Below are 22,519 nucleotides of genomic sequence, written 5' to 3'. Positions count from 1 at the left end.
GGGTCGCGCACCGCGGCCCGCCATACCTTTGTAGGTAAGGAAAATCGTTCATGCGTTACACGATCCGCCGGGTTGTCGAAATAGCCGGCTTCGCCGCCGTTTCCGCACTCCTGGCATTCTCCACCGCGGCGTGCCAGGACTCCAATGATTCGTCGGCCGGTAAACCGAGCCTGTCAGGCGATGGAGATCTGAAGCAGGATGGTTTCGCGTTCGCCAACTATCTTGGCGTGGAGATGGATGTCATCGAGTTTGCGCGACAAAAAGGTTTCGAGAAGTGTCTCGCAGGCTTTGGATATCCCCAAAATATGCAGGCAGGTAAGGGCCGTCCCTATCCGACTACATCAGTTTTCATGACGAATCCCGGTCAGTTTGGCTTGGTAAGCGAGGAGTTGGCGCGGGTGAAGGGGTTCGGAAGTGACCCGGGGTGGACGCCACCGGTCGTCGCGTCCTTCGACAATAACTATGACAGTGCCGTGGACAAGTGCCAGGCGTCGAGTTGGAAGCCCTTGGGATCCGATGCGGAGAAGGTTTATTTCGATTACCAAGACCTCGGGAACGAGCTCCTCCCTTACCGTGTAGAGGTCGACGGAAGGCTCCCGAAAGATCTTCCGCGGAAGATGATGGAATGTATCGAAGCGGCGGGTTACCAAGTTCCGGACGAGGCGCAGTTCCTCAAGACTCCACAGCCGCAGCTACTCGGTATCACGTTCGGCGGTATCGCTGCGGGTGAGGGCGCGAAGTGGCAGCCGGACCCGGCCAAACACACTGTCCAGGTGGGGCCCCCGACTCCGGAACGGCATTACGTGCCCACACCAGAGGAATCGAAGCTTGCCGTGGCTTGGTATCACTGCCAGCAACAGACCGGGTCGACGAGCGCGCAGCTCGCCGCGGCCGCGCAGGTACAGCGTGAATACGTCGAGAAGCGCGCCGACCGTCTGCTGGAGTTGAACCCCAAGATCGCGGCGATCGCGAAGAAGGCCGCCGAGCTGGCGAGCCGGGACCGCTGACCCGATGGATGACTCGGTATCCGCGCCTTCGCCCGCCGGCTCAACCGGACGACGCCGACGCCCCAGTGTGACGCTGATCATTATGGCAGCGGCTGTCGCCGCGACCGTGCTGATCGCTATTTTCCTCGGTCCGCGGCTGCGTTCGCCGCAGCAGGCCGCCGCGGACGCTGCTCCGCCTCCGCCATCGCAGGTGACCGCAACCGTGGAACGGCGGCCGCTGTCCGAGCCCCTGACGCTGCGAGGCAGCGTCGTGCCCGGCCCGAGCGTCAAGGTGGTACCGCCCGTTGACGCGATCGGGCCAGACAGCGTCGTGACACGAGTCGCTGTGCACCCCGGAGACGTGGTGCGCAACGGCACCCTGCTGGCCGAACAGGCAGGCCAGCCGATCTTCGGTTTGGTGCTCCCCTTCCGGCTCTACCGGGACATCGCACCGGCGATGAGCGGCCCCGATGTCCGCGAGGTGCAGAAGGCACTGCGCAAGCTCGGGTACCTCACCCCCGTGTCGGGGGCGTTCGACGCGCCCACGCAGACCGCGTTGAGGAAGTTCTTCAAGGCCGGCGGATATGAATTGCAACCGGACACGGCCGACGCTGCTACCTCAGCGCCGGTGCCCACAGCCGCCGGCGACAGTCCGAAAGCATCCTCGGCGCCACAGGTGACTCTCAAGCGGGCTACCATCGTCCGCTTGTCAGAATCCGGGCAGAAGGTCACTGCGGTGCATGTCAAGGTCGGTGATGTGCTCACCGCGGAGAGCGTGCTTGTCGAGCTGAACGGAAAGGCGCCATTTTTGCGGGTGATGGTCGCCCAGGACAAGGTCCAGCTGCTGAAAAAGGGCCAAACCGGCACCGTGACCGACGAGGGATCGACTGATAGCGCGACCGCGGTGATTGTCACTGTCAGTGATAAGGCAAAGACGGACTCGGTCACCGGGGCACTCGGGTTCGCCGTTGACCTTCAGTTCCGTGGTCGAGTACTCATTGCCGAGGATCGGACATTTCGTGTCGATATCAATCCGTCGGGCAACGTGAAGGCGGTTCTCGCCGCTCCTGTGAGCGCACTGTACGCACGAGCCGACGGAACTACGTTCGTTCTGCTTCCTACAGCCGACGCGAAGCCCGCGAGCGAGGTCACCGTCGTCGCCGGGCAGCAAGCCGGCGGGTGGGTCGAGATCGCCTCGTCGGTCGACGACAAGGTCACCGAAGGCACCGTCGTCGTCGTCGGGCAGCAGTAATGCTGCGACTGCACAAGGTCAACCGTACCTACGGCCACGAACAGGTCCGCGCTCTCATCGATGCCACCCTCAGCATCCAGCAAGGCGACTTGGTCACCATCTCAGGTCCCTCAGGATCGGGAAAGTCGACGCTGCTGAACATTCTCGGCCTGCTAGACCGTCCGGACAGCGGCGCATACGAAATTCTCGGCGTCGAAACCGGCAACCTCAGCCCAGTGACACTTGGTGACATCAGGTCACAACTTTTTGGATTCGTCTTCCAGGCCTTCCACCTCATCGCCGGACGCACTGCCTTGGAGAACGTCGAGCTGGGAATGGTCTACAGCCGCGTCGATCGTCGCCGTCGCCGCAAGATCGCGCGCGAGGTCTTGGATAGCGTCGGCCTTGGCGCGCGGATCGACGCCGACACCCGGACGTTGTCCGGCGGCGAGAAGCAACGCGTCGCCATAGCGCGCGCCATCGCCGGATCCCCCAGGGTTCTTTTCTGTGATGAGCCGACCGGCAACCTCGACTCCGTCAACACGCAACGGATTCTGGAACTGATCCAGGACCTGCACCGCTCCGGACTGACCGTTATCGTAGTGACCCACGACCCCGACGTGGCCAGCCTCGGTTCCCGAATCTTGACCGTCGCTGACGGTGTCGTCACAGAATCCACAGCCGCCCGGCCGGCCCATGCTGTGCTCGCCTCGGGAGGGCAACGATGACGGCGGCAGAGCAACACGCCCGCAACATCCTCGGGATTCAACCGGCCAGGATGCAGGTCGCCGACTGGTTACGGGAATCGGCTGTGTCGCTGACCCGCCACCCCGGACGGTCACTGCTGACCACGATCGGGACAATTCTGGGCGCGGCCGCCTTCGTAGCTACGCTCGGCATCGGCACCACCATCGGTGAACAGGTCAGCAACTCGTTCGACGTACGACGGGCCACAGAAGTCCGGGTCAGCGCCGTCGACAAAAACGACGGCGCCGCCGACTGGCACGGTCAGCCCCGCTTGGATCGCCTTCGGGCCCTCAACGGCGTAAAGGCCGCGGGCGCCAGAGTAACGCTGGGCGAGCGCCCATTACGGCGAACGTTGTCCTCCGAGCCGTCAGCGGTGCAGGTCATCGGCGTCGACGCCGGGGCATTGTCCGTCATCAGCCCGCACATCACCATCGGCAGGACCTTCGACTCTTTCCACGAGTCGCGTAAGACACCCGTGGTGCTGTTGCCCAAATCAGTCGCCCAGAACCTCGGCATCACCCGCCCCGGCACGGCGGTATTCATCGGCGATCGCGGATTCTCGGTACTTGGAATTTTCGATGACGTGATCCGTCGGCCGGAGACACTCCTGGCCGTGGTAGTACCGGCATCGACTACAAGCACCCTGACCACATCATCTGACAACCCGGAATTCGACGTGCTGGTGGCCACTCAACCCGGCTCCGCTCAGCTCATCGGGGAGCAGGCAGCCCTGGCTTTGTTGCCCGAAGCGTTTCGGCGCCTTAAAGTCGTCGCCCCACCCGACCCGCGCGAATTCAGACGCGAAGTCGAGGGCAACGTGCAGCGCCTGAGCCTGAGCCTGAGCCTGGTCGCACTCATTGTCGGGGCAGTATCCATCGCCAACGCCACGACCGCGTCGGTCGCCTCAAGGACGGCAGAGATCGGCCTTCGCCGCGCCATCGGAGCGCGGTCGATCCACATCTTCGCCCAGTTGACAGGTGAATCAACGGCGCTAGGCCTATTCGGCGGGGTCATCGGCGTCGCTGTGGGTCTGACCACGGTTTCGATCCTCTCTCTGGTCCTACGGTGGAGTCCGGTCATCGACCTGCGTGTCGCTGCGATCGCGGCATTGGCGAGCGCGACCTTCGGTATGGCCGCAGGGCTGATTCCCGCCGCGAAGGCCACCCGCATCCAGCCTGTCGCCGCACTGCAACAGTAGGCGAGGTCACCGACACGTGGTGTCTTCAGGTGGCCGCACTGACCCGAGCGAGAAAGCAAGGTGACGGATCGTGAACATCAATCTTCTCCTCGTGCGCCCCGCCGCAGGTGTCGCACCTTGACCGACACGATCAAGAGGCTTCGTTTGCCGCTATTGTGGGTCATCGCCGCAGGTGTGGCCGTTTTTGAGGTGTTCGCAGCTTTGCGGCGGCCTACTTATGACAGGCTCGCAGATCTTCACGTATACATCGGCTCCGTCCAGTCACTGCTGCACGGGCACAGCTTGTATGACTACACAGCAGCCAACGGTGACCCGTTCACCTACCCGCCGTTCGCCGGGATCCTTTTGCTACCGACCGCTCTGCTGCCGGAGCCGGCCGTCCGCGTCATCTGGTCAGCAGCCGTTATCACAGCGATTCTCCTCCTCGCGCAGGTCGTCGTCCGGGCCGTGCGGCAACAAAACCCGGCCGTCGAACTTCCACTACCAGCCGTGCTGGTGCTGATGTTGTTATCGTCTCCCGGCTCCAGCGACATCAGATTTGGTCAAATTTCGGTTTTTCTCGTCCTCATCGTGCTGGTCGACTGTATGGGCATGCTGCCGACACGGCTCGCGGGGACTGGCGTAGGAATAGCGGCCGCTGTCAAGCTCACCCCCTTGGTCTTCCTTCCCTACTTGTGGATTTCCGGCCGGCGGCGTGCGGCATACATGTGTTTGGCCGCATTCACCATCGCGACCCTGCTCGCTCTCGTCATACTGCCAAGCGACTCTCGCAGGTTCTGGCTCATCGAACTGGAAAACACCAGGCGCATTGGTGACCTCTCGCTCGGTGGCAACCAATCGATCAACGGAACCCTGCTTCGTCTAGGCCTCGACGGTCAGGCGCGAACGATAATGTGGCTTTCCCTCGGTGTCGCGGTAGCCATCGCTGGTTTGGTCGGTGCGCGCTACGCCGCGACTAACGGCCGGTTACTGTCGGCGGCCTGCACCGTTGGCGCTGTCAGCATCGCTGTCTCTCCAGTGTCATGGACCCACCATCAGTTCTGGACCGTCATTGCCTGCGCAGCGATTGTTACCAACGGGACGCGCGCTGCTATCGTGACCGCCGCGCTTTTATGCACCGTTATGACGGTATCCTTTATTTCCCTCGGCGAGGAACTCGCCCAGCCATTCAGCTTCCTGGTGGTCAATGTTCGAGCGATCGCGGCGGTAGCCGCCGCCTGTGCTCTGGGATACCTTCCTGTCCACTCCTCCCTGGAAAAAGACAAGTCAATCCGCCTACCTGGTGCCCGTCATGCGGCCTTGAAGCGGTAATCCGGGTGGTCGCGCACGCCGCCCACAGCCATGCGGTGAGGCGACCGCGCCGGATCGCCCGGAGACACCTGGTCACCGGTGAGGGAGTGGTGGTCATGGCCGGGCCCGGATGGTGACCGTGACTCGTCGGTGCGGGATCCGCGTGCCGGCACGCGGCGACGGTGATTGACGAACATCTCTCGACATGAACGAATGGAAACGACCATGAACTGACACCCACCGACCCTCCCGTGGAGAACCCATGCCAAGATTCCGCCTGGCGACCGCGGCTGCCACCGCCCTGCTGCTGGTCGCCGGCCTGCTCACGGCCTCGGCCACACCCGCGGCCGCTGTCGCGTCCGGCCCGGTGATCGACGAGAACTTCGCCGACCCGGACGTCATGAAGGCCGGTGGCACCTACTACGCCTACGCCACCAACAGCGACGGCCGGCACATCAAGTGGGCCACCTCCACCGACCTGGTGCACTGGACCGTGCAGCCCGGCGACGCGCTGCCCACGTTGGGCGCCTGGGCCGACTCCGACTGGTCGTTCCCGCCCGGTGGCTCCGGCGACCACGGTGTCTGGGCGCCGGAGGTGTTCGCCGCCGGGCCCAGCAGCTACGTGATGTGGTACACCGCGCACGACCGGGCCTCCGGCAAGCAGTGCATCGGGGCGGCGACCGCCGGCACGCCCGGCGGCCCGTTCGTCCCCCGCGACACCAGCCTGGTCTGCACGCCGGAGACCGGCGGATCGATCGACGCCTCCTCGTTCACCGAGAACGGGCGCCGGTACATCCTCTGGAAAAACGACGGCAACTGCTGCGCCCAGGACACCTGGCTGCATCTGCAGCAGGTCAGCACCGACGGGCTGCGCCGCACCGGCGCCGAGACCCAGCTGATCAAGCAGAACAAGCCGTTCGAGGGCACCCTGGTCGAGGCCCCGACGCTGTGGAAGCACGGCGGCACGTACGTGCTGTTCTACTCCGCCAACTTCTTCGGCAACGGCAGCTACGTGAGCAGCTACGCCACCTCGACCAGCCTGCGGGGCCCGTACACCAAGGCGGCGGCGCCGCTGATGACCACCGACGCGTTCGCCGGCTCGGTGCGCGGCCCGGGCGGCCAGGACATCGTGACCGGACCGGACGGCCGCGACCGGATCATCTTCCACGGCTGGAACCCGGACTTCACCTACCGGGCGGTGTACTCGCGGCGACTGGACTGGCAGGGCAACCGGCCGGTCGTCGAGGGCGCCAAGGTGCGGTACGAGGCCGAGGACGCCACCTTCACCCGCGCCAACGCCCGGTACGCGGCAGGCGGCGCCAGCAACGGCGTCGTCGTCGGTGGCATCGACTTCGACGACAGCCGGGTGACCTTCACCGTGCACGTGCCCCGGGCCGGCGGCTACCGGCTGTACACGCGGTACGCCAACGGCTCCGACGCGGGCGCGGCCAGCCACAAGCTGTTCGTCAACGGCGCGGCCGCGGGCACGGTGGACTACCCGTTCACCGGCTGGGACAACTGGCAGACCAGCGAGCGCGCCGTCACCTTGCGGGCCGGGACCAACACGATCTCGTACGGCAAGGGCGCGAACTTCACCGAGCTCGACGCCATCGACATCGCCTGATCGAGCCTCGCGCACCCACCGGCTGCCCGGGGGTGGCCCGCCGCTCAGGCCGCCCCCGACGCCGGCGATGTACGGCCGAGCGGGTGCCGACCCGCTCCGCCCGAAGAGCCGGAAGGCGCACGGAACACCACGAGATCCAGCCGGTCGACGATCGGCCCGGCGATGTAGCCTGCCCGGGCATCGCGACGCAGCGCCGACAGTCCTTCCCGGAAAGCCCGGTCGGACAGGCCGGCAAGCGGACTCAACGACCGGGCCCGCACCTTCTCGACCAACTCGTCGGCGTCCGCGGCGAAGGTCTGCGCTACCCGGACGTGGTCCACCAGGGCGAATCGCATGGCCTTGCTCCCGCTCCCGTCCACAGTCACCGCGGTGCTGGATCCATGGGGCGAAGCGTACCGGCGGTACAGAACAGGGGTTGGCGGACGACGCTGAGGTACCTCAGCGGACCTCGGTTCCACCGGGGACGGCCTCCCGCCCGCTGGTCAACTGCCGGTGGCGGAGGCGGTCGTCGCTGGAAACGGGGTCCCGGAGCGGCCCGAGCGGGATCACTTCCCGGCTCCGGCCGCTCCGGGCCCCGGTTGGCGGCGGTCAGGCGTAGGCCAGCTTGTGGAAGGCGTTCTTGGCGATCTCGGTGAACTGGGCGTCGTCCATCGACTCCGGCGTACCGACCAGCACGATCTCCTCGAACACGTCGCCGTAGGCCAGCACCAGCGCGTTGCCGTGCAGGGTGACGTCGGAATCCTCGCCCTGGAAGGAGAAGGTCATCTCCGTGGCGACCGACTCGTCGCCCAGGCTGGGCATCCGCGGCAGCTCGGACAAGGTGATCCGCATGTCCTCCGAGGTGATCACCGGACAACAGTCGAGCATGTTCTCGACGGTGCCGACCAGATCCTGGGCGACGTCCTCACCGGTGCCGACGAGCTTCTGCACCAGCAACGGCCCGTCCTCGCCCTGGCGGAACGCGGCGATCTCCATCGGGGTGGTGTCGCGGTCGGCGGCCAGCTCGCTGTAGTGCCGGCCGACCGGTTGCACGGATCGCGGCCCGGCCAGTCGGGAGGCCGTCATCATCGCCTCGTCCGGGGCGCCCGCGCCGGCCATCATGTCGAGCGCCACGGCCGAAAGATCGAACTGCCGGTATCCGACCGGCAGGTCGTCCTCCGCCAGCAGGGCGTCCTTCAACTGCTCCGGATCGACAGTCGCGGGTCGCGCGACGGCGGCCGCGGCCGGGCCAGCGGCCCCGGCGGCGTCCACCACCACAGCGGACAGACCGATTCCGAGAGAAACGGCGAGCAGGGCCGGGAAACCGGCGGTGAGTTTTCCTGAGAATGTCTTCATGACGCTCACCATAATCGGGTGGGCATCCGGGCCAGGAGGGAATCGGGAACGCGGCCGGGCCGCCGTTAATTGTCGATTGTCAGTCGTTTTCGCCGGCCGGAAATAAGAAGTCACCGCACCGGCGTGCACATGGGAAACGGTATTCCGTTCCGGGCACCCGGGCATTTCCGGGGCGAGCGGGCCACCGACGGGAGATCGCCCGGCGGCACGGGCCGAGCCGGCCCGTGCCGCCGCGGGCCCCTCAGATCAGGATCCCGGCGAGGGCGCGGAACGCCTCGGCGGGGAACGCTCGGTCGTCGCCGCCGTTGAGGACCTGGATCGCCACCTCGTCCGCACCGGCCTGGTAGTGCTTCTCGATGCCGGCGGCGACCCGCTCGGCCGTACCCCACGGGATGAGGGCGTCGACCAGGCGGTCGCTGCCGCCGCCGGCCAGGTCCTCGTCGGTCCAGCCGAGCCGGCGCAGGTTGTTGGTGTAGTTGGGCAGGGCGAGGTATCCGGTGGTGTACTGCCGGGCGGTGGCGCGCGCTACCTCCGGGTCCGTTTCGAGGACCACGGCCACCTCGGGCGCGAGCAGTTTGTCGGGCCCGATCGTCGTGCGGGCCTCGGCGGTGTGCTCGGCGGTGGTGAAGTACGGGTGCGCGCCGGCCGAACGGTCCCGGGAGAGCTCCAGCATGCGCGGGCCGAGGGCGGCCAGGACCCGCCGCTCGGGGGCGAGCCCGGCGGCGTCCAGGGCGTCGAGGTACTCCACCATCTTCGAGTAGGGCCTGCGGTAGTCGGTGCCGTCGCGTTCGACCAGCACGGAGTGACTGGCGCCGAGGCCGAGCAGGAACCGTCCGGGGTGCGCCCGTTCGGCGTCCGCGGTGAACGCGGCCGTGTCCTCCGGCGACGTGTGCCAGATGGACGCGATCCCGGAGGCGACCCCGATGCGCTCGGTGCCGTCCAGCAGCTCGCGGAAGCGCGGCGGCAGCTTGTGGTCGAATCCGGCCGAGAACCAGATCCGGGAGTAGCCGAGCCGCTCCAGCTCGTTCGCGGCGTCGACTGCGGCCCGCGAGCTTTCAGTGCCGAGGAAGAATGGTTGCCATACGCTTACTTTTCGTTGCGTCATACCGGAACAATACGGCCTCACGATTGGCCGCCGGCTTTTCTGCCTGATTCGCGGCCGGCGGACGCGAGGGTGGCGGGCGGTGCGAAGCCGGGCCCCGGCGCCGCCACCCGCGGCACGACGGGCGGCTGCGGGCCGGGTTCCGGTCAGTAACGGAAGTGGCCCGCCGGCTTCATACCTCAGACCATTCTTGCATTGTGCAATGTTTGCGTGCTGCATGGCGGGTAAGCGGGAGGCATGGAGACGACAACCTCGCAAGTTCTGATCTCGCGACTCGCCGACTGGGGCGTCGACACGGTGTTCGGCCTGCCCGGCGACGGCATCAACGGGCTGATGGAGGGCCTGCGCCGTAACGCGGACCGGGTGCGGTTCGTGCTGGTGCACCACGAGGAGGCAGCGGCGTTCATGGCGAGCGCCCACGCGAAGGCCACCGGGAAGATCGGGGTCTGCCTGGCCACCTCCGGCCCCGGCGGCATCCACCTGGCCAACGGGCTGTACGACGCGGCCCTGGACCACGCGCCGGTGCTGGCCATCACCGGCATGCAGGAGACCTCGGTGCTGGGCACCGGCTACCAGCAGGAGGTGGACCTGACGAAGCTGTACGCGGACGTGGCGGTCTACAACCAGCTGGTGGTCAACCCGCAGCAGCTGCCGGGGCTGGTCGACCTGGCCATCCGGCACGCGTACGCCGGTCGTGGCGTCGCGCATCTGTGCGTGCCCAACGACATCCAGGTCGCCGCGGCCGGCGAGGATCCCTACCAGCACGTGGCCCCGGCGAACCCGCCGCACACCGCGCCGATCTACCTGGATCCGCCGGTGCGGCCGCGCGACGAGGACCTGGACCGGGCCGTGCACCTGCTCGACGGCGCCGGGCGGACGGCGATCCTGGCCGGCGTCGGCGCCCGGGGCGCCGGAACCCTGGTCGAGGTTCTCGCCGAAACCCTCGGCGCCCCGGTGGTCAAGACGCTGCCCGGCAAGATGGTGCTGCCCGACGACTCGCCGTACACCACCGGCGGGCTCGGCCTGCTCGGCACGGCGCCCAGCGAGGAGCTGATGGGCGACATCGACACCCTGGTCATGCTGGGTACGAACTTCCCGTACACCAAGCACCTGCCCGAGCCGGGCAAGGTGAAGGTGTTGCAGATCGACCTGGAACCGGCCCGGGTCGGCACCCGGCTGCCCACCGATGTCCCGCTCGTCGGCGACGTCGCGGCCACTCTCGAGGCGCTGCTGCCGCGGCTGCGCCGGCACGCCGACCGCGGGCATCTGGAGAAGTACCAGGCCGCGATGCGCGACTGGCGGGCGAAGATGACAGCCCTGCAGGACCCGGACCGGGACCCGATCGCCCCGCAATACCTGGCCGCCTGCATCGACGGGCTGGCCTCCGACGACGCGGTGCTGTGCTGCGACTCCGGCACCATCGCGACCTGGGCGGCCCGGCACTTCACCATCCGCGGCGAGCGGGAGTTCTATCTGTCCGGGAACCTGGCCACGATGGCGCCCGGCCTGCCGTACGCGATCGCCATCCAGCACGCCTTCCCGCACCGCCAGGTGATCGCCCTGCAGGGTGACGGCGGCTTCGCCATGCTGATGGCCGAGTTCTCCACCGCCTGCCGGTACCAGCTGCCGATCACCGTCGTGATCAACAACAACAACTCGCTGGGCCAGATCCTCTGGGAGCAGATGGTGCTCGGCTACCCCGAGCACGGGGTCCGGTTCGGCGAGCCGCAGCCCGACTACGCGGCCTGGGCGCGGGCCAGCGGCGGCTTCGGCGCGCGGATCACCGCGCCGGGGGACCTGCGGCAGGCGCTGGCGGAGGCGCTGGCCCATCCGGGTCCGGCCCTGCTGGACGTCGCCGTCGACCCGAACGAGCCGCCGATGCCCGGCAAGGTCAACTATCAGCAGGCGAAGAAGTTCGCCACCGCCTTCCTGCATGGGCAGCCGCACCGCGCGGCGATCGCCACCACCCTGTTCAAGGACAAGATCGCCCAGTTGCGGGGTGACTCATGACCAAGGTGGACCCCGCCTCGCCGGTGCGCCTCGCCGGCAGCGCGCCGGTCGACGCCGCCGGGCTCGCCCGGACGCTGCGCCGGCGGGTCCGCGGCGGGGTGCGCTTCGACCCGGGCACCCGGGCGATGTACGCCACGGACGCCTCCAACTACCGGCAGGTCCCGATCGGCGTAGTGGTGCCGCGCACGCTGGACGACGTGATCGCCACGGTCGCCACCTGCCGGGAGTTCGGCGCGCCGGTGCTGTCCCGTGGTGGGGGCACCAGTCTGGCCGGCGAGTGCTGCAACGTCGCCGTGGTGATGGACTTCTCCAAGCACCTGACCGCTGTCGAGTCGTTCGACCCGGACCGGCGCCGCGCCACGGTACAACCAGGCCTGGTGCTCGACGAGCTGAACAAGCAGACCGGCCCGTACCACCGGCTGATCTTCGGTCCGAAACCGTCCACCCACGATCACTGCACGATCGGCGGGATGATCGGCAACAACTCGTGCGGGTCGACCGCACAGTGGAGTGGCACCACCGCCGCGAACGTATGCCGTCTGGAGGTCCTCACCTACGACGGTGAGCGTATGTGGGTCGGCCCGGTCACCGACGAGGAGTACGCCGCGATCCTGCGCGTTGGCGGCCGCCGCGCCGAGATCCACCGCCGGGTCCGCGAGCTGCGCGACCGGTACGCCGACCGGATCCGGGCGTTCCCGCGGCTGCCGCGCCGGATCTCCGGCTACAACCTGCCGGCCCTGCTGCCGGAGAACGGTTTCGACCTGGCCCAGGCCCTGGCCGGCACCGAGTCCACCTGTGTCACAGTGCTGCGTGCCCAACTGCGGCTGGTGCCGGAGCCGGCCGAACGGGTGTTGGTGCTGATGGCGTTCCCGGACATCGCGACCGCCGGCGACGCGGTCCCGACGGTGAACCGGTACCGGCCGGTGGCCCTGGAAGGACTGGACGACAAGCTCGTGCGCTACGAGGGCGAGGAGCACATGCGCCCGGAGGCGTTGAGGCTGCTGCCCGAGGGCGGCGCGTGGCTGATGGCCGACTTCGGGGCCGACACCGCCGGCGAGGCGACCGCCACCATCCACGACATGCTCGCCGAGCTCGGTCACGACGAGGCGAGGATCTTCGACGACCCGGAGCACCGCGAGCAGATGTGGGGGGTACGCGAGGCCGGGCTGGGCGCGACCGCCCGGACCCCCGGCGGCGGCCCGGACACCTGGCCGGGCTGGGAGGATTCGGCCGTGCCGCCGGACCGCCTCGGCGACTACCTGCGCGACTTCCGCGAACTGCTGCACCGCTACGACTACGACGTGGCCAGCCTCTACGGTCACTTCGGCGACGGCTGCCTGCACACCTCGATCCCGTTCGACCTGGTCACCGCGGACGGCGTACGCGCCTTCCGGTCCTTCGTCGACGACGCCGCCGACCTGGTCGGCCAATACGGCGGCAGCTACTCCGGCGAGCACGGCGACGGCCAGGCCCGGGGCCGGCTGCTGACCAGGATGTACGGGCCGGAGGTGGTCCGCGCGTTCGAGGAGTTCAAAGCGATCTTCGACCCGGACAACCGGATGAACCCCGGCAAGGTGGTGCACGCCAACCCGATCGACGGCCAGTTGCGCCTGGGCGCCGACTACGCCCCGGCCGAACCGGCCACCTACTTCCGGTACGCCGACGACGACGGCAGTTTCGCCAGGGCCGCGCTGCGCTGCGCCGGCGTGGGCCTGTGCCGTCACCACGAGCCCGGCGACGGGGTGATGTGCCCCAGCTACCAGGTCACCCGCGACGAACAGCACTCCACCCGTGGCCGGGCCCGGCTGCTGTTCGAGATGCTGCGCGGCGAGACCATCGACGGCTGGCACGAACCCGCTGTCGCCGACGCCCTCGACCTCTGCCTGGCCTGCAAGGGGTGCAAACGGGACTGTCCCATGCACGTCGACATGGCCACCTACAAGGCGGAGTTCCTGGCCCACCGGTACCACGGCCGGATCCGCCCGGTCCCGCACTACTCGCTGGGCTGGCTGCCGGTAGCCGCCCGCGTCGCCGCGTGCGCGCCCGGCCTGACCAACGCGGCCACCCACGCGCCGGTGCTCGGCGCGCTGGTCAAGCGGCTCGGCGGCATCGACCCGGCGCGGGACGTCCCGCGCTTCGCCCGCGCCGGCTTCAAGCGCTGGTTCCGCCACCGGACGCCGCGCGGCGACGGCGCACGCGGCACCGTGCTGCTGTGGCCGGACACGTTCACCACCTACCTGGCCCCGGGCATCGCCGCGTCCGCGGTGGGCGCCCTCGAACAGCTCGGATTCCGGGTCGAGCTGCCCCGGCAGCAGGTGTGCTGCGGCCTCACCTGGATCTCCACCGGCCAGCTCGGCGTCGCCCGGCGGGTGCTGCGCCGTACCGTCGAGGTCCTCGCGCCCCGGCTGCGCCAGGGCGTCCCGGTGGTCGGCCTCGAACCGTCCTGCACTGCGGTGCTGCGCTCCGACGCCGCCGACCTGCTCGGCCCCGGCCAGGACGTGCAACGGCTGAAGCGGCAGACCCGCACCTTCGCGGAACTGCTGGTCACCGACCACGATGTCGGTCTGCCGCCGCTGACCTCGGCCGGCGGCGACCGGCCGCACGCGATCAGCCAGGCGCACTGCCACCACCACGCGGTCCTCGGCTACGACGCCGACCAGGAGCTGCTGCGCCGGGCCGGTCTGGACAACGAGAGACTCGCGTCCGGATGCTGCGGGCTGGCCGGCGACTTCGGGATGACGCGCGAGCACCGCGACGTCTCGCTGGCCGTGGGGGAGCAGGTGCTGCTGCCGGCCGTACGGGCGGCGGACGACACCACCCTGGTGCTGGCCGACGGATTCTCCTGCCGCACCCAGATCCAGGAGGCCCGCACCGGCCGGCAGCCGGTGCACACCGCCGAGGTGGTCAACGCCGCGCTGCGCGGCGTGCGGGTCGGGACACTGCCGGAACGGCAGATCTCGGTACGCCCGGAGGTACGACGTGGACGTTGACGTGCCGGTCGAGGTGGTGACCGCGTCCGCGTACCGGATACCCACCGACAGCCCGGAAGCCGACGGCACCACCGCCTGGACCGAGACCACACTGGTCCTGGTCCGGGCGCGGGCCGCCGGACGGACCGGCACCGGCTGGACCTACGGCGCCGCCGCGGCCGGCGTCCTGGTCGGCGATCAGCTGGCCGGCGTGGTCACCGGCCGGGACGCCATGGACGTGCCCGCCTGCTACGACGCGATGGCCCGCGCCACCCGGAACGCCGGCCGGCCCGGGATCGCCGCCTGCGCGATCTCCGCCGTCGACGTCGCGCTCTGGGATCTCAAGGCGCGGCTGCTGGACATCCGGCTGGCCCGGCTGTTGGGCCGCGCCCGCGACACCGTCCCGATCTACGGCAGCGGCGGCTTCACCAGTTACCGCGACGAGCAGCTCACCGCCCAGTTCACGCACTGGGTCCGGGAGCAGGGCATCCCCCGCGTCAAGATGAAGATCGCCGAGGACCGGGGCGCCGCCGAGAACCGTGATCTGGCCCGCATCGCCCAGGCCCGCCGGATCGTCGGCCCGGACACCGAGCTGTACGTCGACGCCAACGGCGGATACGGCCGCAAGCAGGCGATCCGGGTCGCCCGGGCGGCCGCCGACCAGGACGTGCGCTGGTTCGAGGAGCCGGTCTCCTCCGACGACCTGGCCGGTCTGCGGGAGGTCCGCGACAGCGTCACCGCCGACGTCGCGGCCGGCGAGTACGGTTACGACCTGCCGTACTTCGCCCGGATGGTGCGGGCCGACGCGGTGGACTGCCTGCAGGCCGATCTGTCCCGGTGCGGCGGCATCACCGAGTGGCAGCGCGTCGCCGCCGTGGCCGCCGCGGCGAACCTGCAGATCTCCGGGCACTGCGCGCCGCACCTGCACCTGGATGCCGCCGCGGCCACCCCGAATTTGCGCCACCTGGAGTGGTTCCACGACCATGTCCGCATCGAGGAAATGCTGTTCCATCCGGTCGCCGCCCCGGAACCCGGCGGCGTCCTGCGGCCCGATCCCGGCCGGCTCGGGCACGGACTCGAGTTCCGTGACGACGCCGCCTCCCGGTACCGGATCGCCTGAATGCAAACATGTCCCCATGCAACCTTCCACCGACCGGGCGGCTGTCGTGCAGGCGCTGATCCTGGCCAGCCGCGCCTTCGTGGGGATGACCGCGCGCTCGCTGGCCGCCGCCGAGGAGGAGGTCACCCTGCCGCAGTTCCGCACCCTGGTGGTGCTCGCCGTGCGCGGCCCGCAGCGCGGCGTGGACATCGCCGAGGAGCTGCGGATCAACCCGTCCACCGGAACGCGCATGCTGGACCGGCTGGCGCGCAAGGGCCTGGTCCGCCGGACCCGGTCGGCCAGCGACCGGCGGGTGGTGCGGTTGCGGCTGACGCCGGCCGGGCAGGAGCTTGTCGACCAGGTGCTGACGCGCCGCCGGGAGGAGCTGGAGCGGCTGGTCGAGGCCACCGCGGAGCTGTGGCGGCCGGAGGTCACCCGGGCGCTGACGGCGTTCGCCGAGGCGGCCGGGGAGGTCTCCGAGCGGGACTGGTGGCTGGGCTGGACCGAACATCAGGACGACGAGGGCTGAGGCGGCGGGCCTGGAACAGCCCGCCCCGGCATCCCCGGCGGCGGGCCGCTCGATGTGGCCGCCCCGATCCGGCGGCCGGTGCTCAGCGCAGCACGGCCTGCGCGTGGCCGAGCACGTAACGGGCGACGTCGTCGCCGAGGCGGATGCCGGCCAGGTCGGCGTTGCGGGTGTGGATGCCCGACCAGACCCGGGCGTCGACGTTCTCCAGGCTCGGCCGATGCCAGTCGGTGTAGGTGCGGGTCACGCCGGGCGCGGTGGGACTGCTGATGGTGTACGGCTCGCGGGCGCGCGGCCCGGCCAGTCCGGTGAGCACTCCTTCGGCGGAGCCCGAGTAGGTGTTGTGGCCGCTCGGGTAGTCCGGGTGGGCCGGGGTGTCGTGCAGCGGGAGCCACGTGGTGTCGCCGCCGGCGCGGATCGCGGTCACCGGGCGCCAGCGCTGGTAGGCGTACTTGGCGTCGGAGGTGGCGATCTGGGTGTCCACGGCGGCGACGTGGAACAGCGCCACCAGGCGGATGCGGTCCGCGATCGAAGCGTGCGACTGGGCGACGGCGGCGCGCAGGATGGGTGTGTAGAGCGTCAGCGACGAGCCGAGCCAGAACGTCGCCGTGTCGGTCTGGGCCTGGGTGCGTACCGTGCTGGTCGCCGAGCCGTACGCCGCGACCTCGGCCAGATCGGCCTCGTAGCGTGCGGAGCCGGGCGCCGGGGGCGCGGGCGGGCGGAACTGGGCGGCGGAGCGCAGGACGAACGGGCGTGCGGCCCGGTTGCCGTACTGGGTGGCCGGGGCGTACTGCGGCGGCGTCGGCTGCCAGACCCCGGGCGCGGGCGCCGGCACCGGGAACGGAATGTTCACCGACGCCGGGTCGAGCCCGTCGCCGGAGCGCTCGGTGAGCACTCGCCGCGCGGCCGCCCGGCCGGCCGTCACGCTGTCGCGGACCTCCTGCCGGTCGGGCAGGGCCGCGAGCTCGGCGGCGAGTGTCGCGTCGGCCGGGCTCTGCTGGCCGGGGATCAGCGTGGTCAGCGTCTGGTGGACCGCGCCGGCGAGCGCGGCGCGCCGGCCGGCGGCCGAGTGCGTGCCGGCCTGGGCGCGGGCGGCGGCGAGCCAGGCGATCGCCCACGTACGGTTGTTCGTGACCTGGGTGGGCGCGCCGCCGGCGGCGATCGCGGCGGCCGTCGCGTCGTACCAGACCAGGACGGAGTCGGCGGCGGCCGGCTGGGCGGCGGCCGGCGCGGCCACCCCGAGCGCCGCGCCGGTGAGGACGCCGAGCAGGGTGGCGCCGGCCCGTGAGCGTGCCGTGGCGAGGAGAGGCATGCAGCAACCCCATAATCAGATAGGAAAACTGGGTTACCTGAATCTGCATCGACACGCTTCGCTGGTCAATGGATGTCAAAAGGCTGTATCGAGTATTTCCGGCTCGGCGTCGGCCGTCCGGTGCACCGGTGACGGGACGGACGCCGGCCCGAGCCGGCCGGCGTCGACATCCATCCAACGTTCTTGGCACCGACGTGGTGATGCCGGTGACCGGGCCGGCGGTTCGCCGGACCTGCCCACGCGTGCCTCTGCCTCGGCCGCGGGCGCGAGAAGGATCAGTTCAGGCAGAGACAGAAGGGGTGACCCGCCGGGTCCAGGAAGACCCGGAAGGACGTGCCGGGCTGCTCCGGATGCCTGGTCGCGCCGAGTTCGAGCACCGCCGCCTCGGCCGCGTCGAGGTCGTCGACCAGCATGTCGAGGTGCATCTGCTGAGGCCGCTCCTGGGTCGGCCATGCGGGCGGACAGTAGTCGTCCACCCGGTGGAAGGAGAGACATCGGCCGTCTCCGGCGCAGGCCGAGGCACGCTCGGTGGAGACCTCCACCCGCCAATCCAGCATCGCGCCGTAGAACCTGGCGAGCGCTCCCGGGTCGGGACAGTCGATGACGACGAGCGGCGAGTGGGCGATGGCCATGCCGAGCATGATATTGACTGGCGTCCCCGTCCGCCGCGCCGGCGGGTCGCTGTCGCGCCGGCGGGTGCGGCCGGTGGCAACGCCAAACCGCCGCCCGGGGACGCGATAGGTGATGGCATGGTGTCGCGGCTCTTCGAGCAGCCGGTCGCGCCGGGCGGCCGCGGAGACGTCGGGCACGGTCCTCTCGCCGAGGGGCGGTTCCCCGGCGACGTCACGGTCGGACGATGCGGTCGGGCGGCAGAGGTGGAAGGGGCACGATGCCTCGGAAGTGGTGGGGCCTGGTCGGGATCGCCCTCGGGGTCGCGATGATCGTCGTCGACACGACGATCGTGAACGTGATCACGCCCGCCGTCATCGAGGACCTGGGCATCAACTCCTCGCAGGCCCAGTGGGTCCAGGAGTCGTACGCGATCGTCTTCGCGGCCCTGTTGCTGGTGTTCGGCCGCGTCGCCGATCTGGCCGGCGCGCGCCGGGTGTTCGTGGTGGGCGTCGTGCTCTTCGGCGTCACCAGCCTGCTCGCCGGGCTGGCGCCCAGCGGCGGCGTGCTGATCCTGGCCCGGTTCCTGCAGGGCGGGGCCGGGGCGATGTTGCTGCCCACCTCGCTCTCGCTGCTCAACCAGGCGTTCCACGGCAAGGAGCGAGGCCAGGCGTACGCCGTGTGGGGCTCGACGATCGGCGTCGCCACCGCGATCGGCCCGGTGATCGGCGGCTGGTTCGCCGAGCACGCCAGCTGGCGGTGGGCGTTCGGGATCAACGTGCCGCTGGTGGTGCTGATCTTCGGGCTGGTCGTGGCGTTCGTCGCGCCGTCGTCGCGATCCACCGGGCGGGTCGACGTCCCCGGTTCGCTGCTGTCCGCCGCGGGGCTGGGCGCGCTGGCGTTCGGCCTGGTCGAGGGCCGCACCTACGGCTGGGTGACCAGGCACGGCGCGGACGGCGGGCTCTCCCCGGTGTTCGTCGCGCTGGTGGCCGCCGCGATCCTGCTGGCCCTGTTCGTGTGGCGCCAGCGGCGGACCCGGCACCCGCTGATGGACACCCGGCTGTTCCGCATCCCGTCGTTCCGCAACGGCAACGTCGCCACCGTGATCATCGGGCTCGGCGAGTTCGGCATCGTCGCCGTGCTCCCGCTCTGGCTGCAGTTCACCCTGGGCTACTCGTCGCTGCAGGCCGGCATCGCGCTGCTGCCCCTGGCGATCGGCAGTTTCGTGTCCAACGGGATCAGCTTCGGCATGGCCGGCAACCTGTCCGCGCTCAGCTTCGTGCGGCTCGGCCTGGCTCTGGAGGCCGTCGCGATGGCCTGCCTCGGCGCGGTGGCGGCGGTCACCGCGGCGCCGTGGTGGTCGATCACCCTCCCGATGTTCCTCTACGGCGTGGGCGTCGGGTTCGCAACCGCGCAGGTCACCAATGTGGTGCTGGCCGACGTGCCGGCCACCGAGGCCGGTCAGGGATCGGGGATCCAGTCCACCTTCCGGCAGCTCGGCTCGGCGCTCGGCATCGCGGTGCTGACCACCGTCTTCTTCTCCACGCTGCGCCACGACGTGAAGGACGCGCTGCGCGACGGCCGGATCCCGGACGGCCGGGTCGACGGGTTCGCGGCCGCGGTCACCGACAGCGCCGGCGCGGCGATCACCCCGCTTGCCGCGAACCCGGCCACCGCCGGCGTGGCCGACGCGGCCCGGGGCGCCATGGCCAACGGCATCGCGCTCGTCTCGTACCTGGCCGCGGGCCTGCTCCTGGCCGGCCTGCTGGCGACCCTGCTCATCCCGGCCGCCCGGCCGGCCGAACCGGCCGCGGTGTGAGGTCCGCCGCCGGCGGCATCAGCCTTCCGGGTTGCGTTCGGAAATGCGGCTTCCGGGTTGCCTTCACGGATGCCGGCTTCCCGGTACGCCCCAGGTCGCCGGCTTGCGCGTTGCGGCCGCCCACCTCCAGCCGCCGAACGGCGAAGGAGCCGACCTGGCCACGTACGCCGGCGCGCAGCTCGGCGCGGCGATCGCCGTCCTCGCCCGGCGGAGTGACGCTGAGATCCAGATCACCGGGCCGGCCGTCGCACCCCGCGAGATCCGAGGTTCGGCGGGCCCGGTCGATGGGCATCAGAGGCGGCATGAAGGACACGCGTGCGCGGGCGTACCGCGTCATCGGCGCCATGGCGGCGGGTGCGGCCGCCGTCTCCGTGCTCGCGGTGGTCCGCGACACCCAGTCCGCCGCGATGGCGAGCGAGAGTTGCGGCACCAAGGTCGACGTCACGTTCCCGGACCGGGCGGAACAGGTCACACTGCGGGTTCTCAACGGTACCCGGACCACCGGCCTCGCCGAGCGGGTCAGCCAGGACTTCGCCAACCGCGGCTTCGCGACGAAACCGGCGGCCAGGAGCAGCACCGCGCCCGACCGGGTCGCCGTCATCGAGTTCGGGCCGAAGTCGGTCGGCGCCGCCCAGTGGATCAGGGCGTTCTTCCTGGGCGAGGCCGAGCCCCGGTTCGACGCGAAGCGGGCCACCGACGTGATCGACGTCGTGATCGGATCGCGCTACCGGCAGCTCGCCACGCCTACCGAGGTCAACCAGTCGCTGGCGCAGCTCGGGCCGCCCACCCCGCCGCCGGGCACCTGCGCGGCTTGATCCCCGTGGGCCGGGTGGCTGCGACGGCCTGGTGACACCAAGACCGGCTCTCGCCCCAGCGACCTCGATGACCGGAACGGCAACCGGGCCGCCGGCGCATTCCGGCGCGGGAGGAAACGCTCAGGCGGCCCGGCGCGGCGCCGTACGCCGTCCGGGGGTCACGCCGTCGTGGGCGCACCAGGGGGTGCACCACCGGGTCCGGTGACCGCGCTGCTCCAGTTCGGCGCGGACGAAGCAGAGCCAGGCCGGCGGCTCGTCCGGGCTGCCCCCGCCGGCCAGGCAGGTGGGGTAGTCCCGGTCGGCGACCGGGCGCGCCCGCTTGTGCAGGCACAGGTCCGCGAGGACGTCCTCGACCTCGTGCGGGGTGGCCGCGACGTGCAGCATCCATTCGTCGATCATGACGGGTCACCTCCTGGGCGACGGGCCGGCGAAACACTTCCCGAATCACTCATAAAACTTGAGCGCCTACCTGTCAACCTCGCCGCGAGTTACCTGGTAGAGGACCCCTTTGAAGGTAGTCTTGACGCTGCCACCAGATGTGTTGTAAAGCTGGAATCAGGTTGAGTCGACAACGCTCAACTATGAGGATGAGGATCCATCACCGAGGAGGAGTTGACCATGCTGATGCGCACTGACCCGTTCCGCGACCTCGACCGCCTCTTCGAGCAGCTGACGGGCACCACCACCCGGCCCGCCGCGATGCCCGTCGACGCCGAGCGCGACGGCGACGTCTTCCTGGTCCACTTCGACCTGCCGGGTGTCGACCCGGGATCCGTCGACCTCACCGTCGAGCGCAACGTCCTGCAGGTCACGGCGGAGCGCCGGCGCGGGGTGAGGGACGGTGTCGAGACGGTGATCAACGAGCGGCCGACGGGCGTGTTCCGCCGGCAGTTGTTCCTCGGCGACACGCTGGACACCGACAAGCTCGAGGCCGTGTACGACAACGGCGTGCTGACGCTGCGCATCCCGATCGTGGAGAAGGCCCGGCCCCGCAAGATCGCCATCGGCGCCGGCAGCGGGCCCCGGCAGATCGAGGGCTGACCCGCGCCCGGCCGTCACGATGGCCGGATCCCCGCGCCGGGGCATCCGGCCACCACCCCGCTCGACGCCCTCGCGGGGCCGTCCGACCCGCGGCTCCGCTTCCACTCCGTCGTGTCGGCCGGATCCGCTGCTCGGGGGTGTCCGGCCGCGGGCGGCTACCTGGCGGCTCGGCGGTCGAGCGCCTCGGCGGCCGCCGCCCGCACCGTGGGTGTCAACGCGTGCGCGATCACCGCGTAACCCGCGCTGGACGGGTGGAAGCGGTCGGCGCTGAACAACCCGGGATCGCCGGCGAACCCGGCGGCCGAGGTCATGCCGATGCCGGCGACGTGGGCCCCGGCGGCCAGCGCCGCCCGCGACTGGGCCTCGTGCAACGTGCGGCTGCCGGCCTGGACCATCGCCCGCATCTGCGGCGGCACCCAGGGGACCACGCTCAGATCCGGCGCCGGGGCGACCACCACTTCGGCGCCGGCCGCCCGCAGGTCCCGGACGGCGTCCCCGAGCTGCGCCGCGGCCTGGCCGGGCGGGACGAAACCGGTGAGGTCGTTCGCCCCGACGATGATCAGCACGAGCTGGGCCGGCCACTCCCGGGCCCGGCGGACCTGCGCCGCGAGGGCGGTGCTCCGGGCTCCGGGGACGGCGAAGATCCGTACCTCTGCCGCGATGCCCTGTTCTTGCAGATCGGCCGCGAGCCGTGCGCCCACGGTATGCGCCGGGCCCGACGAACCCTGGCCGAAAGCGATGGAGTCCCCGAGGACGGCGAAGGAAAGCGTCACCCGAACTGCAACACCGGAAGATGTCAGATCGTT

The 22,519-nt window shown here is 70.1% G+C and carries 20 protein-coding genes; 13 read left to right on the top strand and 7 right to left on the bottom strand.

Annotation, left to right across the window (positions count from 1 at the left end):
• Window positions 1–50 precede the first annotated feature (50 nt).
• The 6 genes from Asi03nite_RS01770 (at window position 51) to Asi03nite_RS01745 (ending at window position 7,076) form a co-directional block, all read left to right on the top strand.
• Window positions 51–1,007 (top strand): hypothetical protein, encoded by a 957-nt coding sequence (locus Asi03nite_RS01770; RefSeq protein ID WP_203676578.1) that lies wholly within the window; start codon window positions 51–53, stop codon window positions 1,005–1,007.
• 67 nt (window positions 1,008–1,074) lie between these two features.
• On the top strand, window positions 1,075–2,238 hold the full coding sequence (locus Asi03nite_RS01765) for a peptidoglycan-binding protein (RefSeq protein ID WP_203676576.1): 1,164 nt from the start codon (window positions 1,075–1,077) through the stop codon (window positions 2,236–2,238).
• A complete protein-coding gene (locus Asi03nite_RS01760) occupies window positions 2,238–2,945 on the top strand; it encodes an ABC transporter ATP-binding protein (RefSeq protein ID WP_203676574.1) in 708 nt (235 codons plus the stop codon). Before Asi03nite_RS01765 ends, Asi03nite_RS01760 begins: the two co-directional genes overlap by 1 nt.
• Window positions 2,942–4,162: an ABC transporter permease gene (locus tag Asi03nite_RS01755; RefSeq protein ID WP_203676572.1), complete on the top strand. Its 1,221-nt coding sequence runs from the start codon at window positions 2,942–2,944 to the stop codon at window positions 4,160–4,162. The genes Asi03nite_RS01760 and Asi03nite_RS01755 overlap by 4 nt, the downstream gene beginning before the upstream one ends.
• A 117-nt stretch (window positions 4,163–4,279) precedes the next feature.
• The gene (locus Asi03nite_RS01750) at window positions 4,280–5,473 is read left to right on the top strand and encodes a glycosyltransferase 87 family protein (protein ID WP_203676570.1); all 1,194 of its coding nucleotides are present in this window, start codon (window positions 4,280–4,282) and stop codon (window positions 5,471–5,473) included.
• A gap of 241 nt (window positions 5,474–5,714) precedes the next feature.
• The gene (locus Asi03nite_RS01745) at window positions 5,715–7,076 is read left to right on the top strand and encodes a family 43 glycosylhydrolase (RefSeq protein WP_203676568.1); all 1,362 of its coding nucleotides are present in this window, start codon (window positions 5,715–5,717) and stop codon (window positions 7,074–7,076) included.
• A gap of 44 nt (window positions 7,077–7,120) precedes the next feature.
• Here Asi03nite_RS01745 and Asi03nite_RS01740 read toward each other — a convergent pair whose 3' ends face one another.
• From Asi03nite_RS01740 to Asi03nite_RS01730, 3 genes are all read right to left on the bottom strand, one after another.
• On the bottom strand, window positions 7,121–7,411 hold the full coding sequence (locus tag Asi03nite_RS01740; protein WP_203676560.1) for a hypothetical protein: 291 nt from the start codon (window positions 7,409–7,411) through the stop codon (window positions 7,121–7,123).
• A 253-nt stretch (window positions 7,412–7,664) separates the two neighbouring features.
• Entirely contained in the window at window positions 7,665–8,411 is a 747-nt protein-coding gene (locus Asi03nite_RS01735) for a hypothetical protein (RefSeq protein WP_203676558.1), read from the bottom strand.
• Between the two features lie 241 nt (window positions 8,412–8,652).
• Window positions 8,653–9,516 (bottom strand): LLM class F420-dependent oxidoreductase, encoded by an 864-nt coding sequence (locus Asi03nite_RS01730; protein WP_203676556.1) that lies wholly within the window; start codon window positions 9,514–9,516, stop codon window positions 8,653–8,655.
• A gap of 234 nt (window positions 9,517–9,750) precedes the next feature.
• On the opposite strand from Asi03nite_RS01730, the gene Asi03nite_RS01725 reads away from it, so the two are divergent.
• Genes Asi03nite_RS01725 through Asi03nite_RS01710 form a run of 4 tightly spaced genes read left to right on the top strand, consistent with a single transcriptional unit; the run spans window position 9,751 to window position 16,120 of the window.
• Window positions 9,751–11,523: a thiamine pyrophosphate-dependent enzyme gene (locus Asi03nite_RS01725; protein WP_203676554.1), complete on the top strand. Its 1,773-nt coding sequence runs from the start codon at window positions 9,751–9,753 to the stop codon at window positions 11,521–11,523.
• The gene (locus Asi03nite_RS01720; protein ID WP_203676552.1) at window positions 11,520–14,513 is read left to right on the top strand and encodes an FAD-binding and (Fe-S)-binding domain-containing protein; all 2,994 of its coding nucleotides are present in this window, start codon (window positions 11,520–11,522) and stop codon (window positions 14,511–14,513) included. The genes Asi03nite_RS01725 and Asi03nite_RS01720 overlap by 4 nt, the downstream gene beginning before the upstream one ends.
• Window positions 14,503–15,612 carry an enolase C-terminal domain-like protein gene (locus tag Asi03nite_RS01715; protein ID WP_203676550.1) on the top strand — a complete coding sequence of 370 codons (1,110 nt, stop codon included), beginning with the start codon at window positions 14,503–14,505 and terminating at the stop codon, window positions 15,610–15,612. Before Asi03nite_RS01720 ends, Asi03nite_RS01715 begins: the two co-directional genes overlap by 11 nt.
• A 16-nt stretch (window positions 15,613–15,628) precedes the next feature.
• A complete protein-coding gene (locus tag Asi03nite_RS01710; RefSeq protein WP_239102294.1) occupies window positions 15,629–16,120 on the top strand; it encodes a MarR family winged helix-turn-helix transcriptional regulator in 492 nt (163 codons plus the stop codon).
• A gap of 82 nt (window positions 16,121–16,202) precedes the next feature.
• On the opposite strand, the gene Asi03nite_RS01705 is transcribed toward Asi03nite_RS01710, so the two are convergent.
• Both Asi03nite_RS01705 and Asi03nite_RS01700 read right to left on the bottom strand, forming a co-directional pair.
• Window positions 16,203–17,429, bottom strand: a complete 1,227-nt coding sequence (locus tag Asi03nite_RS01705) for a vanadium-dependent haloperoxidase (protein WP_203676548.1) — start codon at window positions 17,427–17,429, stop codon at window positions 16,203–16,205.
• A 275-nt stretch (window positions 17,430–17,704) separates the two neighbouring features.
• The gene (locus Asi03nite_RS01700; protein ID WP_203676546.1) at window positions 17,705–18,061 is read right to left on the bottom strand and encodes a VOC family protein; all 357 of its coding nucleotides are present in this window, start codon (window positions 18,059–18,061) and stop codon (window positions 17,705–17,707) included.
• A 257-nt stretch (window positions 18,062–18,318) separates the two neighbouring features.
• Between Asi03nite_RS01700 and Asi03nite_RS01695 the strand changes: the two genes are divergently transcribed.
• Both Asi03nite_RS01695 and Asi03nite_RS01690 read left to right on the top strand, forming a co-directional pair.
• On the top strand, window positions 18,319–19,857 hold the full coding sequence (locus Asi03nite_RS01695) for a DHA2 family efflux MFS transporter permease subunit (RefSeq protein ID WP_203676544.1): 1,539 nt from the start codon (window positions 18,319–18,321) through the stop codon (window positions 19,855–19,857).
• Window positions 19,858–20,159: 302 nt separating this feature from the next.
• The gene (locus Asi03nite_RS01690; protein ID WP_239102293.1) at window positions 20,160–20,672 is read left to right on the top strand and encodes a LytR C-terminal domain-containing protein; all 513 of its coding nucleotides are present in this window, start codon (window positions 20,160–20,162) and stop codon (window positions 20,670–20,672) included.
• Between the two features lie 120 nt (window positions 20,673–20,792).
• On the opposite strand, the gene Asi03nite_RS01685 is transcribed toward Asi03nite_RS01690, so the two are convergent.
• Window positions 20,793–21,071, bottom strand: a complete 279-nt coding sequence (locus Asi03nite_RS01685) for a hypothetical protein (RefSeq protein WP_203676542.1) — start codon at window positions 21,069–21,071, stop codon at window positions 20,793–20,795.
• Window positions 21,072–21,290: 219 nt separating this feature from the next.
• Here Asi03nite_RS01685 and Asi03nite_RS01680 point away from each other — a divergent pair, with 219 nt between their 5' ends.
• On the top strand, window positions 21,291–21,713 hold the full coding sequence (locus tag Asi03nite_RS01680) for an Hsp20/alpha crystallin family protein (protein ID WP_203676540.1): 423 nt from the start codon (window positions 21,291–21,293) through the stop codon (window positions 21,711–21,713).
• 155 nt (window positions 21,714–21,868) lie between these two features.
• Here the strand turns inward: Asi03nite_RS01680 and Asi03nite_RS01675 are convergent, their stop codons facing one another.
• Window positions 21,869–22,486, bottom strand: a complete 618-nt coding sequence (locus Asi03nite_RS01675; RefSeq protein WP_203676538.1) for an SGNH/GDSL hydrolase family protein — start codon at window positions 22,484–22,486, stop codon at window positions 21,869–21,871.
• Window positions 22,487–22,519: the final 33 nt, after the last annotated feature.

The sequence above is a fragment of the Actinoplanes siamensis genome (assembly GCF_016862395.1).
Lineage (GTDB): Bacteria > Actinomycetota > Actinomycetes > Mycobacteriales > Micromonosporaceae > Actinoplanes > Actinoplanes siamensis.
This window is presented reverse-complemented; position numbering and strand designations above follow the sequence as displayed.

Excerpts from the sequence above, each read along its gene's own strand:
- Asi03nite_RS01690 (WP_239102293.1), top strand. The coding sequence starts at position 20,160 with ATGAAGGACACGCGTGCGCGGGCGTACCGCGTCATCGGCGCCATGGCG.
- Asi03nite_RS01730 (WP_203676556.1), bottom strand. The coding sequence starts at position 9,516 with ATGACGCAACGAAAAGTAAGCGTATGGCAACCATTCTTCCTCGGCACT.
- Asi03nite_RS01735 (WP_203676558.1), bottom strand. The coding sequence starts at position 8,411 with ATGAAGACATTCTCAGGAAAACTCACCGCCGGTTTCCCGGCCCTGCTC.
- Asi03nite_RS01760 (WP_203676574.1), top strand. The coding sequence starts at position 2,238 with ATGCTGCGACTGCACAAGGTCAACCGTACCTACGGCCACGAACAGGTC.
- Asi03nite_RS01705 (WP_203676548.1), bottom strand. The coding sequence starts at position 17,429 with ATGCCTCTCCTCGCCACGGCACGCTCACGGGCCGGCGCCACCCTGCTC.
- Asi03nite_RS01755 (WP_203676572.1), top strand. The coding sequence starts at position 2,942 with ATGACGGCGGCAGAGCAACACGCCCGCAACATCCTCGGGATTCAACCG.
- Asi03nite_RS01770 (WP_203676578.1), top strand. The coding sequence starts at position 51 with ATGCGTTACACGATCCGCCGGGTTGTCGAAATAGCCGGCTTCGCCGCC.
- Asi03nite_RS01685 (WP_203676542.1), bottom strand. The coding sequence starts at position 21,071 with ATGATCGACGAATGGATGCTGCACGTCGCGGCCACCCCGCACGAGGTC.
- Asi03nite_RS01725 (WP_203676554.1), top strand. The coding sequence starts at position 9,751 with ATGGAGACGACAACCTCGCAAGTTCTGATCTCGCGACTCGCCGACTGG.
- Asi03nite_RS01695 (WP_203676544.1), top strand. The coding sequence starts at position 18,319 with ATGCCTCGGAAGTGGTGGGGCCTGGTCGGGATCGCCCTCGGGGTCGCG.
- Asi03nite_RS01745 (WP_203676568.1), top strand. The coding sequence starts at position 5,715 with ATGCCAAGATTCCGCCTGGCGACCGCGGCTGCCACCGCCCTGCTGCTG.
- Asi03nite_RS01680 (WP_203676540.1), top strand. The coding sequence starts at position 21,291 with ATGCTGATGCGCACTGACCCGTTCCGCGACCTCGACCGCCTCTTCGAG.
- Asi03nite_RS01740 (WP_203676560.1), bottom strand. The coding sequence starts at position 7,411 with ATGCGATTCGCCCTGGTGGACCACGTCCGGGTAGCGCAGACCTTCGCC.
- Asi03nite_RS01700 (WP_203676546.1), bottom strand. The coding sequence starts at position 18,061 with ATGGCCATCGCCCACTCGCCGCTCGTCGTCATCGACTGTCCCGACCCG.
- Asi03nite_RS01720 (WP_203676552.1), top strand. The coding sequence starts at position 11,520 with ATGACCAAGGTGGACCCCGCCTCGCCGGTGCGCCTCGCCGGCAGCGCG.
- Asi03nite_RS01710 (WP_239102294.1), top strand. The coding sequence starts at position 15,629 with ATGCAACCTTCCACCGACCGGGCGGCTGTCGTGCAGGCGCTGATCCTG.